The sequence below is a fragment of the Bacillus sp. FSL K6-1218 genome (assembly GCF_038006445.1).
GTDB classification, from domain to species: domain Bacteria; phylum Bacillota; class Bacilli; order Bacillales; family Bacillaceae_G; genus Bacillus_A; species Bacillus_A thuringiensis_S.
In genome coordinates, this window is record NZ_JBBOVE010000002.1 from 214,755 (window position 1) to 229,008 (window position 14,254).

The window sequence follows — 14,254 nt, forward strand, 5'->3', positions numbered from 1 at the left end:
TGATTATATTTAGCATAATAATATTATTTTATACCACTACCAACAATAGCTACGCGAGGCATTTCTAATTGCCATCTTTGGCCTATTTGATTTATTTTTACTGTTTTCTTTCCGAAAGATTGAGATACCCCTAATTGTTGATAATCGTAAACAAAGTATTTGTTAGCTAATTGGTAAATAACATCATGTACTTCTTGTTCCCCAAACTGTGAGTCTAACTTATATAATCCGTACATATTATGTAGATAATCTGTAAACTGAAATTTTACATCCGCCATTGAATTTCCTGTAAATATAAACGGATCATACATATATTCAATCTTAAAACTTTCAAATCCACTTTTATACAGATAGGATTTAATTTCATTGTAATCAAAATGCGAAAAATCATGTCCAGTTAAGGAATATTTGTGAACGACTTCTTGAAACCAATTAGCAGCTGGTGAACATGATTCGAAATCATGTAAGATAAATTTCCCTCCCTTTTTCAAAACCCTATACGCTTCTTTACATGCTTCTAATCTTTGAAGAACTGGTATGTGGTGTGTACCATAAGCAAATATTACTCCGTCCAAACTATAATCTTTTATCGCTAAGTATTGGGCAGCCAGACGTAAAGCTGGGATATTATGTTTTTTTGCAGCATTTATCATATCTGCAGAAATATCAGTAGTTAATATTTGGGGAAGGTTCTTAGAATCTATAATATTTGAAACAACTTTTGTTAATAATCCATCTCCACCCAATGCGTCAAGTAATTTCATATCAGATGATAGATTTTCAATTTTTTCATTCGGGCTCAGTAAAGAAAATATATTTTTTATTCCTTCTGAACGAACAGTTATATTTTTTTGGGCTATTCTATATACCTCACCTCTTCCCCCTGTATCGGCTGATTCGAAATCAGTAAATTCAGATTCTATTTCTTTAATTAATTGCATAGAAACAGGAATTTTTTCGAGATCAATACAACTGTATAAATCTGTGAATTTTTCTTTCAATATTTCTAATTCGCTTATAAATGTAGTGTCCTTAATGTCTAAATTAGTCATAAAATCCTCCTAGATACCAAATTATGAATAACAAATAATGAACCTGCTGATGATTAATGTAACTTTATTACAAGATTAAGTGAAAACAAAAAAACATTGACTATTTATTTACATTATTACTATAATTTACATATGTAATATGCTCAATGTTCTAAATAATTATAATATTCTAGAGTTATTTTTGCAATTTTATTTTCCAAAAAATATATTTTATATAATTATTTGGAATTGTTATATTGATTTAATTAGCATCTTAAAGAGAAAAGAATTAAATATTTCGGTATTTAAGGAGGTGAAATACACCTAGTTGTTCTGTTTATAATCTGGATAATCGAATTTTAAAAGTGGAGGAATTTATATGAATAGAATTAATAGTTTACCAAAAATTACAACACCTATCCCTGGGCCTAATTCAAAACTATATCTAAATAGGCTCCTAGATATGGAAGCACCTTCTTTGACGCTTAACGACTCAAGTCTATCTATTATATGGGAAAAAACTTCTGGTATGAATGTGTTTGATGTAGATGGAAATAAATATCTTGATTACGCATCTGGATTAAATGTTGCGAACGTTGGTCATACAAATCAGGAAGTTGTAGACGCGGCAAAGGAGCAGTTAAATGTAATGCTTCAGGGGATGGGAGATTTTCATGCTAATAAACGTAAGATTGAGTTTTTAGAAAAGGTTTTAGAAATTGTTCCAATTAAAAACTCAAAAGCTATAGTTTCTGTTAATGGTTCTGATGCGGTTGATGCCGCATTAAAAACTGCTACTTTATATACGGGAAAACGTGGTTTTTTGTCTTTTTACGGTGCTTATCATGGAATGGGAGCAAAAAGCTTAGAAGTTACTGCAAGGCATCACTTTAGAGCTCCTTTTTCTAATGAAATCCCTCGTTCAACTACTTTTCTTCCATATCCTTATTGTTATCGTTGTCCATTTAGTAAAAATAACAATGACTGTGTAATGGATTGTCTTAAAAACGTTGAACAAACTATAGAAAACACTGCTTCTGGTTCGGATGATATAGGAGCGATTATAATTGAATCTTTCCAAGGAAGAGGTGGGGTAGTACAGGCTCCTCCAGCATTCTTAAAAGGATTAAGAGAGATATGCGATAGAAATGGCATTCTTTTAATAGTTGATGAAATTCTTAGTGGTTTTGGTAGAACTGGTAAATGGTTTGGGTTTGAACACGCGGGAATAGAGCCAGATATTGTGACTATCGGGAAAGGTTTGTCATCAGGATATCCTATTTCTGCATGTGTTGGAAAAGCAAGCGTTATGGATGTATGGAAAAAATTCGAGGGAGAATCTGTACATACAAGTACATTTCAAGGAAACCCCGTTGGGTCAGTACTTGCTACTTCTTCAATTAATTATATTCAAAAAAATTCTCTTATTGAACAAAGTAATGAAAAAGGCCAGTATTTTAAAAATAGATTAATAGAGTTAATTGGTAACCATCAAAATGTTGGTGAGATTAGAGGAAAAGGTTTAATGATAGGAATTGAATTTGTGAAAAATAAAAAAACAAAAGAACCTGATGCAGAATTATGCTGGGAAGTTATGCGAAGAAGTCTTCAAAAAGGAATGATTTTATTAAACGGTGGTCATCAAGTTAATGTATTATGTTTAACTCCACCATTAATAATTAAGTACGAAGAGATTGATTTTTGTATAGATACATTAAAAAGTGTATTAGAAGATTTAACAAATCATAAAGCCAATAATTTTGAAAAGGGGCATATAAATTGATTACAGATCTTCATCGCAAAAATGTTTTAGAAGAGAAAATACCTATGGTTGAAGTATTTTCTACAGTTGAGGGAGAGGGACTAAAAGCCGGATATCCAACTACTTTTGTAAGGGTATTTAATTGTAATTTAAGATGTAAGTGGTGTGACACGACATATAGTTATGCCCCGATGAAACCACAATATTTAGCTACAATACCAGAAATCGTTCAGTCTGTAGTTAAATTTTCAAATAAACATCTTTGTTTGACTGGTGGCGAACCTTTAATACATAAAAACAAATCATTACAGTTAATTGAGGAGCTATCAAAAATTGATTATTTAGAAGATATTCATATTGAAACAAATGGTGCTATCGACTTGGAACCATTTCACCAACTCCGTAACAATAATATGCTTGTTAATAAAAAAGTTCGCTTTGTTATAGATTACAAACTCCCTGATAGTGGTGAGAATAATAAAATGATTCATGATAATTTTCTACTACTTGAAGATAGGGATGAAATTAAATTTGTAATTGCTAGCAATGAAGATTTTCATTTTGCAAAAAATGTATTAGATAAATGGTATAAAAATGGTACACCTTTATTTAGTCCAGTATGGGAATCCATGCCACCTCAAAAGCTAGTTGGATTAATACTAGAAAATGAATTAACTAATGTGAAATTAAATTTACAGCTACACAAAATTATTTGGCATCCAGATCAAAGAGGTGTCTAAATTAGGAGGGAAAATAATGAATAAAAAAGCAGTTATTATTTTGAGTGGTGGTTTAGATAGTGCCACTTGTATGGGCATAGCTCATAATGAGGGGTACGAACTACATCCTCTTACTTTTAACTATGGACAACGGCATTATATAGAAGTGAAATATTCTACTTTAATTGCAAAGCATTATAATTCAAAAGTTCATAAAATAGTAAATATGGATTTTCTAAATCAAATAGGAGGCAGTGCTCTAACTGATGATAATATTCAAGTACCTGTGGAAGGTCTAACTGAAGAGATTCCTGTAACCTATGTTCCTGCTAGAAATCTAATTTTTTTATCACTGGCTGTGGCGTATGCAGAAGTGATAGGAGCTGAAGTTATCTATACTGGAGTTAATGCTATGGATTACAGTGGATATCCAGATTGTCGTCCAGAATTTATTGATTCTATGAATACAACAGCTAATTTAGCCACGAAAGTAGGTATGACGGATAAAAAAATTCAAATTAAAACGCCTCTGATTAACTTAACAAAAGGCCAGATTGTAGAAATAGGTACGAATTTAGCAGTTCCATATGAAATAACAACTTCATGTTACTTAGGTGAGCAATATGCTTGCGGAGAGTGTGATAGTTGTCGTCTTAGATTGAAAGGGTTTAGTGAAAATAATATCAATGATCCAATAAAATATAAAGAAAGGACTCATTCTTAATCATTCTACTGTTATAAAAATATTTTTCTTAGGAAGTGATATAAATGGGGAAATTATATACCTTAGTAAAACATTTCTGGATATCTTGTGCACACAGCATTCCTAATGCCGGAAAGTGCGAGAGAATACATGGACATAACTATAAAATTACTTTTTGCATTGAAGGAAATCAATTAGATGATAATCAAATGTTAATTGATTTTAGGGATGTCAAACATTTAATTGAGAAAAAATATGACCATCAATTTTTAAATGAATTTAATGAATTTAATCCCAATGCCGGAGGCTTTGCCCCTTCTACAGAAATGGTTGCCGAAGTTTTTTTTAAGAGCATTAAAGACTTATGTGTTACCAAAACGAACAAACCTAAAATTAAATGGTTAGAAGTTCAAGAAACTAATGAAGCGTATGTGAGATATGAGGAGAAGCTAACATGACGGATTTATTAAAATTGGATTTAGAAAGTAATATAAAAGACTTGCTCAAGTATATAGGAGAAGATTGTAACAGAGAAGGATTAAAAGAAACTCCTATGCGAGTATTAAAAATGTATGATGAAGTATTTCAGGGATATAAAGAAGACCCCGCTATACATCTTAATAAGGTTTTTCGAGAAAATCATCATGAATTGGTTTTAGTTAAAGATATTCCATTCTATTCTCACTGTGAACATCATATGGTCCCTTTTTTTGGTGTAGCACATATTGCTTATTATCCAAATAACTATGTAGTTGGCTTAAGCAAATTAGCAAGACTTGTAGATGGATTTTCTAAAAGATTACAAGTACAGGAGAGATTGACGAGACAATTAGCGGATACAATTCAAAATAGCTTGAATCCTTCTGGAGTAATGGTTGTAATTAAAGCGGAACATATGTGTATGACCATGAGAGGCGTTCAGAAACCAGGAACAACAACATTAACAACTGCTATGCGAGGCGTCTTTGAGGATAGTGAAAAAGAATATTTAAAGGTTTTAAAATTACTTCAAAATAATTAATTATAGGAGGTTCTCTAATGAGAAATATTGATAGTGACAATAATGTTACTCTTCTTGGATCTAATAACACTCAGTATAATTATGAATATGATCCTTCAGTCTTAGAAACTTTTGAAAATCTTCATCCAGATCAGGATTATGTTGTGAAATTTAATTGTCCAGAATTTACTAGCTTATGTCCTAAAACTGGGCAACCAGATTTTGCAACACTTTATATCAGTTATATTCCAAATGAAAAGTTAGTCGAAAGTAAATCGCTGAAACTTTATCTTTTCAGTTTCCGAAACCATGGGGATTTCCATGAAGATTGTATAAATATCATAATGAAAGATCTTAGAAAAATTTTAGATCCAAAATATATTGAAGTTTGGGGCAAATTTCTTCCAAGGGGCGGAATTAGTATAGATCCATATGTTAATTATGGGATGAAGGATACCGAATGGAACAAAATGGCTAAAAATAGGTTGTTCAATCATGATCTAGACCCTGAAAATATAAATAATCGCTAAAATAGAAAACTAATAAATGGTTATCCTTAATCATTTTGAAAAATATTATTTATTTTTATTTTTTGTTTATAGGGTACGTTAATAATAGTCCCCTCGAAAATATTCGTTAAATTAATAGTAGTTAAAATCGGAATGGAGGAGTATTATCATGGATTTCATTTATTTTAGTAAAAAGCCGTTTGGTTGGGCTGAACAAATGTTGGTAGAAAAAATAAGGGAATTGGGATATACAGCAGATGTGTATGATTGGGATGAAGTAGAGATTACAGATTCTTCTTTTATGTATCAAGGAAAAGAAATGAAGTTACCTACTGTAGCGATGTTTATCTCGCGAGTCCGCACCCGTCATATCCAAGGAGATAGACTTTATCTATTTGACTGGTTAGAACTTTTGGAAACTAAAGGTGTCCGCATTTTAAATAGACCAAAAGCCGTCAGAAGTTCTAGTAATAAGGTATATGCAGCTAATATTCTGAAGTCTGCTGGGATACGTGTACCAGAAACACGTTTGGTTACCTCTATGAATCAAATTGAAACTGCATTAAAAGAGTGGAAAGATATTATTCTTAAACCATTAGCTGGGAATGCTTCAGTAGATCTTACCCGCTTAATACTTGATGAGCGACGTTATGGTGATGAGGAAACCGAGGTATTAAGTATATTCCAAGAAACACCTATATGGAATATGTTACAAAAACATCCAGTAATCTGTGCTCAACAATACGTTCAAAATCCAGGTCATGATATTCGAATTAATGTAGTTGCAGGAAAAGTGGTTTCCATCAGTGCTAATGATGCTCTTCCTAATACTTGGCGTAAAAAAGATATAAATGAAGGTAAGCTTTTAAGAAAATATGAATTAACAAAAGAATTAGAGAGTATAGCATTAAAAGCTGTGGAAGTTCTTGGACTTGATTATGCACCAATTGATTTAGTAGAAGGCGAAGATGGACCAGTTGTAATTGAAGTTAACTCAGCGATTTCTATTTGGCCGGGTCATGAAACGATGGGGATCACTATCGATTCTGAAGGATCAGTTAAATATTATGTAAACATGATTATAGAGAATATCAACAAATATAGTACTCAGAGTGTTTGAAATAAAAATTAACTAGGCTATAGAATTGTGCCGAACGTAATCAATAAGAGAGTAGGGTATTTCTATTTTTGGAAATACCCTACTCTTAATTATGAATTTTATTAGATTGTGGTTCACATTAAATGGTGCTTACGTATTGCACATATCCTTTAAGTATATAATTAGATTTCTTAGTGAGTTTGTATGTAGATTTTTGTTGCAGTTTATCCATAGTTTTATTGACAGTTTATTCATCCGGCTATTTAACACATGTGTTAAATAGCCGGATGATCGTAACCTTTCATATGAAGAATCCTTTCTTATACTAAAATTAATCTCAGGTGAGGTAACCTTTATGCAATATAAAATTGAATTTTATGAAACGAATATTAAAAAAGAAAAGCCAAATCCGGATACATTGAAATTTGGGAAATACTTTACGGATTATATGTTTATAATGAATTACAGTAACGAAAAAGGTTGGTATGATGCACAAATTACCAAATATACTCCTTTAATGCTCGATCCAGGAACTGTAGTATTTCACTATGCTCAATCAGTTTTTGAAGGTTTGAAGGCGTTTCAAACAAAAACGGGTAAACTTAATCTATTTAGACCTGAAAGAAACATAACAAGGTTTAATATTTCTAATGAGCGATTAAACATTCCAACAGTTGATGAACATTTACTACTTCAATCAATAATTAAACTAGTAAATATTGAAAAAGATTGGATACCAAAGAAAGAAGGATCATCTTTATATATTAGACCGTTTATTATAGCAACAGATATTGGTTTAGGTGTAAGGTCATCCAACACCTATAAATTGATAATTATTTTATCACCAGTGGAATCTTATTTTGGGAATCAAATGAAACCAATAAAAATTTATGTTGAAAATCAATATGTACGTGCTGCTCATGGGGGAATAGGGTTTGCAAAAACGGCTGGTAACTATGCTGCTAGTTTGAAAGCACAATCAAAGGCCAATTTGTTAGGTTACGATCAAGTACTTTGGCTAGATGCAATTGAAAAGAAATATGTAGAAGAAGTAGGCAGCATGAATATATTTTTTAAAATTAATGGTGAGATTATAACCCCCCTTTTAAATGACAGTATTTTAGATGGTGTTACACGTGATTCTATAATACATTTATTAAAACATTGGGGTATATCAGTGCATGAAAGACGGATTACTATTCAGGAAATATATGCTGCATACCTTGCTGGGGAAGTTGAAGAAGTTTTTGGTACAGGGACAGCTGCAATTATTACACCAATTGGTGAGCTAAAATGGGAAGGAAAACAAATAATTATTAATAATGGAGAAATTGGTGAATTATCGTTAAAAATTTACAATACAATTACTGGAATTCAAATAGGCAAAGAAAAAGATGCTTTTAATTGGATAATAGAAATATGAGAACCGTAGAGTTTTCATATTGATTTTAATTCATTGATACCATTAGATTTTTCTATAAATATATTTTAAATTTAAATACTTCACATAGACATAATGATTTTTGGTTGACTATCAATTTCTTTATAAGATTGACTTGTTGACAGGTATAGGGGGCTTTTCATCAATCTATAATATTGTAAAGTGATGGCCCCCTATATTTTCGTTAATTATCTCCTGAAATTTCAGGAACTATTTTTATAAATTTAAACACTAATATTTTGAACTTATAATATCAAAATTAGTTTTTCAACTGCACGTGTTATACCTGTATATAACCACCTTGAATAATTACTGGAAGGTAATATTTCACTTTTTAATAATACACGATTATATTGTGATCCTTGACTCTTATGACAAGTAATTGCGTATCCATAGTCAAATGAATTATACAAATTCGCTTCATCCCTATCTAAAAATACTTTTTTAGACAAAAATTCATCGTTAAGTAACAGTAAATTCTCAAATTTTTCTTCTGTAAAATCAGGTTGAAAGCTAACCCTCATACAATCTTTCGTTATCTTAGAGGATCTAGGAATATTATCCTCTTTCTCGGTAATGAATCCCGTCATCCCATTAACTAGGGAAATGTCCTTTATTTTTTCACTCCAATTATTCCTCAAACAAATCATTTTATCTCCGATTTCTGGAAATGGAGATGTTCTACCTAATCGATTTCGTAATAGTTTATTAATATTCTTTCTTGTTGAATTATAGCCACATATAACTTGATCTGCTCTCATTGATAATTCAATTAATTTAGATGAATCTAAATCACTTTTTTTAAAAACATAAACATCTTTACCATATGGACCAAATTGAATTTTTTTTCCTTCCCTCGCTAAAAAGGATAAGTAAATAATTGCATTATCCTTTGCTTGTCTATGAATCTCAGTTAACTCATAATCAGGATTATCTAATAAATCTGTTTTTTCGCCAATTGGATCTAATTGTCCTTTATCACCTAAAAATAAGGTTTTAATTCCAAAACTTAGAAGATCTTCTATTAAATCTTTAGCAATCATACTAGATTCATCAACAATAATAAGTTTTATATGATTTAAATCACTTTGTCTTTTTAATATAAACCCCGCTATAGGATCTATAGTGTAGATAAGTTTATGAATGGTAAAGGCTTCATATTTTCCGTTTGCTTTTTGAGTAATTACAAGTGCTGCTTTTCCGGTTGGAGCTACGAATGCAACTTCGTTTAAGTTAATTTTCAAATCATTGATTAAGTATTCAACCACAGTTGTTTTTCCTGTTCCAGCATAACCTGTAAGCTTCCAATATTGATTACTACTGCTTTTAAACCATTTTTTTGCTTCTTGAACTGCACCTTTTTGCATTTCTGATAAAATAATATTTCTGGAATTCTTTTGCATTCAATTTCCTCCTTTCAGAAAATGAAATTTCTAAATATATTGCACAAATCTTAACTAGTTCTAACTGTTTCAATGTTGTCTATAGTTTTTCTGAGAGTCAATAATTTATTTGATAGATTCATTAGTTATGAATCATAAAATCTCCACTTTTAATTTTTAAGCATATCCCGTCTAAAGAAACTTAAATCTTCATATTTGTTTAAAAACGATATTTTCAGACAACACATTATATAAAGTGAATATATTATCTAAATAAGTAAAAATATGTATTAATTTTACAAATAATATGATACTATAAAAACATAATTGGTGAAACCTTTTTAATATTAAAAATATTAAAATTAGATAGTAACTTAATTAATATCCTTCTCGAACTCTAATGAGTTTAAAAATCAAAAATAATTTAAAAGGAGTACCTAATTATGAAACATCTTATTTTAAGTTATTCACCAGAAGAAGAGCCATACCATGAATGGCTTCCAGAAATAAAAGATCATATCGTATTATTTACAAATGAAGATTACATAGATACATTCAATCACAAACACTATTCAGCAGTTCTCCCTTTTGGGAATTATAGCCAAAATGGGAATATTGAAAGAATAGCTATGTTATTAAACGAGAAACAACCTTTCAAACAAGTAATTGCTATTGATGAATTAGATTTAATCCGAGCAGCCCAACTGCGTGAACTGTTTGGAATTGACGGTCAAAGTATAGAAAATACAGTTCCTTATCGAGATAAGTTAATTATGAAAAAATACATACAAGAAGAAGGAATTCCTGTTCCAGAGTTTACATTAGTAAACTCGCCTTTAGACCTATTACTATTTATAGAAGAGTACGGATTTCCAGTTATTGTAAAACCTCGCGACTCTGTTGCTACAATTGGGATTTCAATGATTCGTGATTCTACTGAATTAGAAGAATGGTTAACAAATCAATTTCAACCTAATATGTTGGCTGAAAAATATATAGAGGGAAAACTATATCATATTGATGGTTTAGTAAGTGATGGGGAAATTAAATTTTGTTGGCCATCTACTTACCACACACTTAATAGGAAATGGTTGAATACAGATTTTCATTCGAGTTATATGTTAGGAAGAGATAATCCAGTTTTTGAGCGATTAATAAGTCTTACCCATAAGGTAATTGAATTATTGCCATCCCCTAAACTCTTTACTTTTCACCTTGAAGTATTTGAAAAGCCTACTGGTGAATTACTTATCTGTGAAATAGCAAGTCGAACTGGAAGAGCACTTGTAAATAATACCATTGAACGTAGTCTAGGAGTGAATTTAAATCGTTCTGTTTTACGTCTGCAATGTGATCTTCCTGTTGAGATAAATCCATCTTTGTCTCAACTAGGTGGGTGGATTCTATGTAAAACTCAAGTTGGTGAATTGGTATCCGTGCCATCAGAAATACCTTTTGATTTTGTGGTTAATTATCAAGTTACCGGGAAGCCTGGAATGCTTTACGATGGATCCAAACATTGTGTTGATTCCATTGCAAATATGATGATAGTAGCAAATTCAGAAATTGAGTTACAAGATAATATACTTAAAGCACAGCGTTGGTTTGTTGAGAATACAAAATGGAGGTGAATTTAAGTCAGATTAAAAATAAGTAGCAGATTATAAATTTATGTAAAGCGCTTATTAAAAACATTTTAGTTTTTCAAATATATCTGGAAATTGAGAAATTGCTATGTTTTAAATTGTTAAACAAATCATCAATAGGAGATAATTTAACGTTCATTAATGCAAATGCAATCTAAATGTAAAGTTTATATTTAGAAAAATCAAAAATATCAATTGTTCAGGATAAAAGAATATTATGTGAATAGAAACTCAAAACCAAACTGTCATAAAGAATTATTTCTTTAGATATTGGCTAAATAAAATAGAGAAATTATCAATGTCAATTTTAATTAAAATGTATCTTTAAATCTTCAGATCATTTATTAAATTGGCAGATGGGGGACATCCATGAATATCTATGAAATTCTTGACATGTTACTAGAACAAGAGAGTAATAAATATAAAACAATTAATTTAATACCTAGTGAAAATGAAGCAACACCCCTTTCTAGGTTACCACTAATGTTAGACATCTATAATCGATATTTTTTTAATGTCAAACAAAAATCCGATGAATGGTTTTTTCGAGGGGCCCAAGAAGTCCATGAGATTGAAACAGAAGTGGCAATCCCATTACTACAAGAACTAGGCCAAGCAAAGTATGTGAATCTTCGTCCATTATCAGGCTTAAATTGTAGCTTAATTGTATTAAAGGCACTGGGTGGTGGCATTGGAGCAAACATTTTAGCTGTTTCACCAGAACAGGGTGGGCATTTTGCAACTAAAGATCTTGGAGAAAGTATAGGCCTGAACGTTGAATTTATACCTGCGTTGGATGAACATAATATTGACTTTAATTGTTTAGAAAGTGAATTAAAGGAAAAAAATATTCACCTTGTATATGTGGATCAATCTAACTGTCTCTTTCCAATTGATATAGAGAGATTGGTTGAAACAGTAAAGCAGGTATCTCCAAAAACAATCGTTCATGTGGATGTAAGTCATTGGCTGGGCTTAATTTTTGGAAATGTAATGAAAAATCCTCTAGCACTTGGAGCTGATTCCTTTGGAGGATCTACCCATAAAACCTTTCCGGGCCCTCAAAAGGCTATATTTTTTACAAATAATATAGAAATAGAACAAAAGGTTAAAGAAGTGCAATCTTATATGGTAAGCAGTCATCATTTTGGAACAGTGGCAAGTTTAGCTATCTCTTTGCTAGAATTTAGGGATTGCGGTGGTTTTGATTATGCACAGAGAATCGTTGGAAATGCAAAGATCCTGGCTAGTGAATTACATCGTCTTGGATACGATGTTAAGGGAAAAGAACACGGTTACACTGTTGGACATCAAGTATGGATGAGTACGGATATTACAGGAGTTTCCTCTTATGAAGCTAGTGAAAGACTTTACAAAGTGGGGATACGAGTTAACGTAAATAATACTTTGCCAGGATTCCAGGGGAAACAAGCTTTACGACTTGGAGTTAATGAGATAACGCGTCACGGTGCACAGTTAGAAGATGTGCTCGAGCTTGCTACTATTATAGATGATACAATACGTGAACGAGTGTCAGTTAAACTGTTACAGCAAAGGGTTGCAAAAATTCGTACTAAGTATATAAATAGTTACGGATTTTCAATGGATGACAATGAGTTGCATAATTTATGTATGCAAATATTTTCAACTAGTATCAAAGAAGTCAAAGCTACTGAAAAATGCTGATTCTACTTTATAAGATACACAAGTTGAATGAATTTTAGAAAAAGTGATTTTTAAAACAAATATAAATATATCTATGATATAAAAAGGAGTTTAATATGAAAGCACTTGTAATTCCTGAAGCAAATTCAAATTGGGAAATAAGAGACGTTCCAACACCGAATATACTCGATGAAGAAGTACTAATTAAGATTAAGGCAAGTGGTTTGTGTTATAGTGACATTCATATGTCAAGAGGGGAATGGGGGAACGAATTTCCAATTATTCCAGGTCATGAACCAGCAGGAGTCATAGTAGCAGTTGGCAAACGCGTAATTGGGTTAAAAATAGGGGATAGAGTTGGACTTCCTTGGGATCAGAGCGGGTGTGGAGAATGTTCACACTGTATACAGGGGAAAGTTGAATTTTGTACGGATAGGAAAGCAACAGGGGTTACTGTTTCAGGAGGTTGCGCTGAATATTTAAAAGCCCCTGCTCGTTATGTTGTTCGAATTCCTAAAGAGATAAATTTTACACAAGCAGCGCCTTTATTTTGTGCTGGGTATACTGTTTATGGTGGTTTAGTTCATGCCGGGGCTTCCGCAGGGAAAACAGTAGCTGTTTTAGGTATTGGAGGTCTTGGTCATTTAGGTATACAATTTGCAAAAGCTTTTGGCTGCCGTGTAATTGCTTTAACACGTGGAGATGACAAGGTTGAATTTTCGAAAAAATTAGGTGCTCATTATGTAATTAATGTTGAAAGTACCGACTGGGTAGGCAAAGTATTGAACTTAGGAGGCGCAGATATTATCTTGGCACCTACCATATCGTCAGTACATATGAGTCAGGCAATTAGTGCATTAGCACCCGAGGGTACTCTAGTTGTACAGGGAGAAGCAGGGGATTTCAATATTTCAACAGAGGAATTAATTGCTGGTCGAAAAAGAATTATGGGATCAGTTCATGGTCCGAGGCACCTGTTGAGCGAAAGTCTAGAATTTGCTGCGCTACACAACATTAAACCAATCATAGAAGAATTCTCTTATAGGGATTTTCAAAAAGCACTGAACCGATTAGAGAATGGACATATTAGGTTTCGCGCTGTATTGAAATTTAATGAAGAAAGCCCAGAAAAAAGCCTTTTAAATAGATAATTCAGGATATCTTTTAGTTATAATAGAAATGAGGAATTAATTCGTTGATTTTAAGAATACTCTAAAGGGATATTTGATAAAATTTTGATGAAAATCAGAGGAATAAGACCAAAAAGAAATTTCTTTTTGGTCTTATTGTATGTTTC

General features: G+C 31.7%; 13 protein-coding genes. 11 read left to right on the top strand and 2 right to left on the bottom strand.

The window, feature by feature from the left end:
* Positions 1–23 precede the first annotated feature (23 nt).
* The gene (locus MHI26_RS29260) at positions 24–1,052 is read right to left on the bottom strand and encodes a class I SAM-dependent methyltransferase (RefSeq protein ID WP_061667395.1); all 1,029 of its coding nucleotides are present in this window, start codon (positions 1,050–1,052) and stop codon (positions 24–26) included.
* A gap of 358 nt (positions 1,053–1,410) precedes the next feature.
* On the opposite strand from MHI26_RS29260, the gene MHI26_RS29265 reads away from it, so the two are divergent.
* The 8 genes from MHI26_RS29265 to MHI26_RS29300 all read left to right on the top strand — a co-directional run bounded on the left by MHI26_RS29265 (position 1,411) and on the right by MHI26_RS29300 (position 8,246).
* Positions 1,411–2,814: an aspartate aminotransferase family protein gene (locus MHI26_RS29265; RefSeq protein ID WP_061667394.1), complete on the top strand. Its 1,404-nt coding sequence runs from the start codon at positions 1,411–1,413 to the stop codon at positions 2,812–2,814.
* The gene (locus MHI26_RS29270; protein ID WP_061667393.1) at positions 2,811–3,533 is read left to right on the top strand and encodes a 7-carboxy-7-deazaguanine synthase QueE; all 723 of its coding nucleotides are present in this window, start codon (positions 2,811–2,813) and stop codon (positions 3,531–3,533) included. Before MHI26_RS29265 ends, MHI26_RS29270 begins: the two co-directional genes overlap by 4 nt.
* 16 nt (positions 3,534–3,549) lie before the next feature.
* Positions 3,550–4,236 carry a 7-cyano-7-deazaguanine synthase QueC gene (gene queC, locus MHI26_RS29275; protein WP_061667392.1) on the top strand — a complete coding sequence of 229 codons (687 nt, stop codon included), beginning with the start codon at positions 3,550–3,552 and terminating at the stop codon, positions 4,234–4,236.
* Positions 4,237–4,280: 44 nt separating this feature from the next.
* Positions 4,281–4,673, top strand: coding sequence for a 6-pyruvoyl trahydropterin synthase family protein (locus MHI26_RS29280; protein ID WP_061667391.1), 393 nt, complete (start codon positions 4,281–4,283; stop codon positions 4,671–4,673).
* Positions 4,670–5,236 carry a GTP cyclohydrolase I FolE gene (gene folE / locus MHI26_RS29285; protein ID WP_061667390.1) on the top strand — a complete coding sequence of 189 codons (567 nt, stop codon included), beginning with the start codon at positions 4,670–4,672 and terminating at the stop codon, positions 5,234–5,236. Before MHI26_RS29280 ends, folE begins: the two co-directional genes overlap by 4 nt.
* Positions 5,237–5,253: 17 nt before the next feature.
* A complete protein-coding gene (gene queF / locus MHI26_RS29290; protein WP_061667389.1) occupies positions 5,254–5,745 on the top strand; it encodes a preQ(1) synthase in 492 nt (163 codons plus the stop codon).
* Between the two features lie 148 nt (positions 5,746–5,893).
* Positions 5,894–6,844: an ATP-grasp domain-containing protein gene (locus tag MHI26_RS29295; protein WP_061667388.1), complete on the top strand. Its 951-nt coding sequence runs from the start codon at positions 5,894–5,896 to the stop codon at positions 6,842–6,844.
* Positions 6,845–7,178: 334 nt separating this feature from the next.
* Positions 7,179–8,246 (top strand): branched-chain amino acid aminotransferase, encoded by a 1,068-nt coding sequence (locus tag MHI26_RS29300; protein WP_061667387.1) that lies wholly within the window; start codon positions 7,179–7,181, stop codon positions 8,244–8,246.
* Positions 8,247–8,509: 263 nt separating this feature from the next.
* Here MHI26_RS29300 and MHI26_RS29305 read toward each other — a convergent pair whose 3' ends face one another.
* Positions 8,510–9,667, bottom strand: a complete 1,158-nt coding sequence (locus MHI26_RS29305; protein ID WP_061667386.1) for an ATP-dependent DNA helicase — start codon at positions 9,665–9,667, stop codon at positions 8,510–8,512.
* A 422-nt stretch (positions 9,668–10,089) separates the two neighbouring features.
* Here MHI26_RS29305 and MHI26_RS29310 point away from each other — a divergent pair, with 422 nt between their 5' ends.
* The 3 genes from MHI26_RS29310 (at position 10,090) to MHI26_RS29320 (ending at position 14,108) form a co-directional block, all read left to right on the top strand.
* Positions 10,090–11,277 (top strand): ATP-grasp domain-containing protein, encoded by a 1,188-nt coding sequence (locus MHI26_RS29310; RefSeq protein WP_061667384.1) that lies wholly within the window; start codon positions 10,090–10,092, stop codon positions 11,275–11,277.
* Positions 11,278–11,661: 384 nt separating this feature from the next.
* Positions 11,662–12,978: an aminotransferase class V-fold PLP-dependent enzyme gene (locus MHI26_RS29315; protein ID WP_061667382.1), complete on the top strand. Its 1,317-nt coding sequence runs from the start codon at positions 11,662–11,664 to the stop codon at positions 12,976–12,978.
* A gap of 95 nt (positions 12,979–13,073) precedes the next feature.
* Positions 13,074–14,108 (top strand): alcohol dehydrogenase catalytic domain-containing protein, encoded by a 1,035-nt coding sequence (locus MHI26_RS29320; RefSeq protein WP_061667380.1) that lies wholly within the window; start codon positions 13,074–13,076, stop codon positions 14,106–14,108.
* Positions 14,109–14,254: the final 146 nt, after the last annotated feature.

What these genes read in the sequence shown, in the direction of transcription:
- MHI26_RS29260 (WP_061667395.1), bottom strand. Translation starts at nt 1,052, where the DNA reads ATGACTAATTTAGACATTAAGGACACTACATTTATAAGCGAATTAGAA.
- MHI26_RS29265 (WP_061667394.1), top strand. Translation starts at nt 1,411, where the DNA reads ATGAATAGAATTAATAGTTTACCAAAAATTACAACACCTATCCCTGGG.
- queC (WP_061667392.1), top strand. Translation starts at nt 3,550, where the DNA reads ATGAATAAAAAAGCAGTTATTATTTTGAGTGGTGGTTTAGATAGTGCC.
- MHI26_RS29280 (WP_061667391.1), top strand. Translation starts at nt 4,281, where the DNA reads ATGGGGAAATTATATACCTTAGTAAAACATTTCTGGATATCTTGTGCA.
- folE (WP_061667390.1), top strand. Translation starts at nt 4,670, where the DNA reads ATGACGGATTTATTAAAATTGGATTTAGAAAGTAATATAAAAGACTTG.
- queF (WP_061667389.1), top strand. Translation starts at nt 5,254, where the DNA reads ATGAGAAATATTGATAGTGACAATAATGTTACTCTTCTTGGATCTAAT.
- MHI26_RS29295 (WP_061667388.1), top strand. Translation starts at nt 5,894, where the DNA reads ATGGATTTCATTTATTTTAGTAAAAAGCCGTTTGGTTGGGCTGAACAA.
- MHI26_RS29300 (WP_061667387.1), top strand. Translation starts at nt 7,179, where the DNA reads ATGCAATATAAAATTGAATTTTATGAAACGAATATTAAAAAAGAAAAG.
- MHI26_RS29305 (WP_061667386.1), bottom strand. Translation starts at nt 9,667, where the DNA reads ATGCAAAAGAATTCCAGAAATATTATTTTATCAGAAATGCAAAAAGGT.
- MHI26_RS29310 (WP_061667384.1), top strand. Translation starts at nt 10,090, where the DNA reads ATGAAACATCTTATTTTAAGTTATTCACCAGAAGAAGAGCCATACCAT.
- MHI26_RS29315 (WP_061667382.1), top strand. Translation starts at nt 11,662, where the DNA reads ATGAATATCTATGAAATTCTTGACATGTTACTAGAACAAGAGAGTAAT.
- MHI26_RS29320 (WP_061667380.1), top strand. Translation starts at nt 13,074, where the DNA reads ATGAAAGCACTTGTAATTCCTGAAGCAAATTCAAATTGGGAAATAAGA.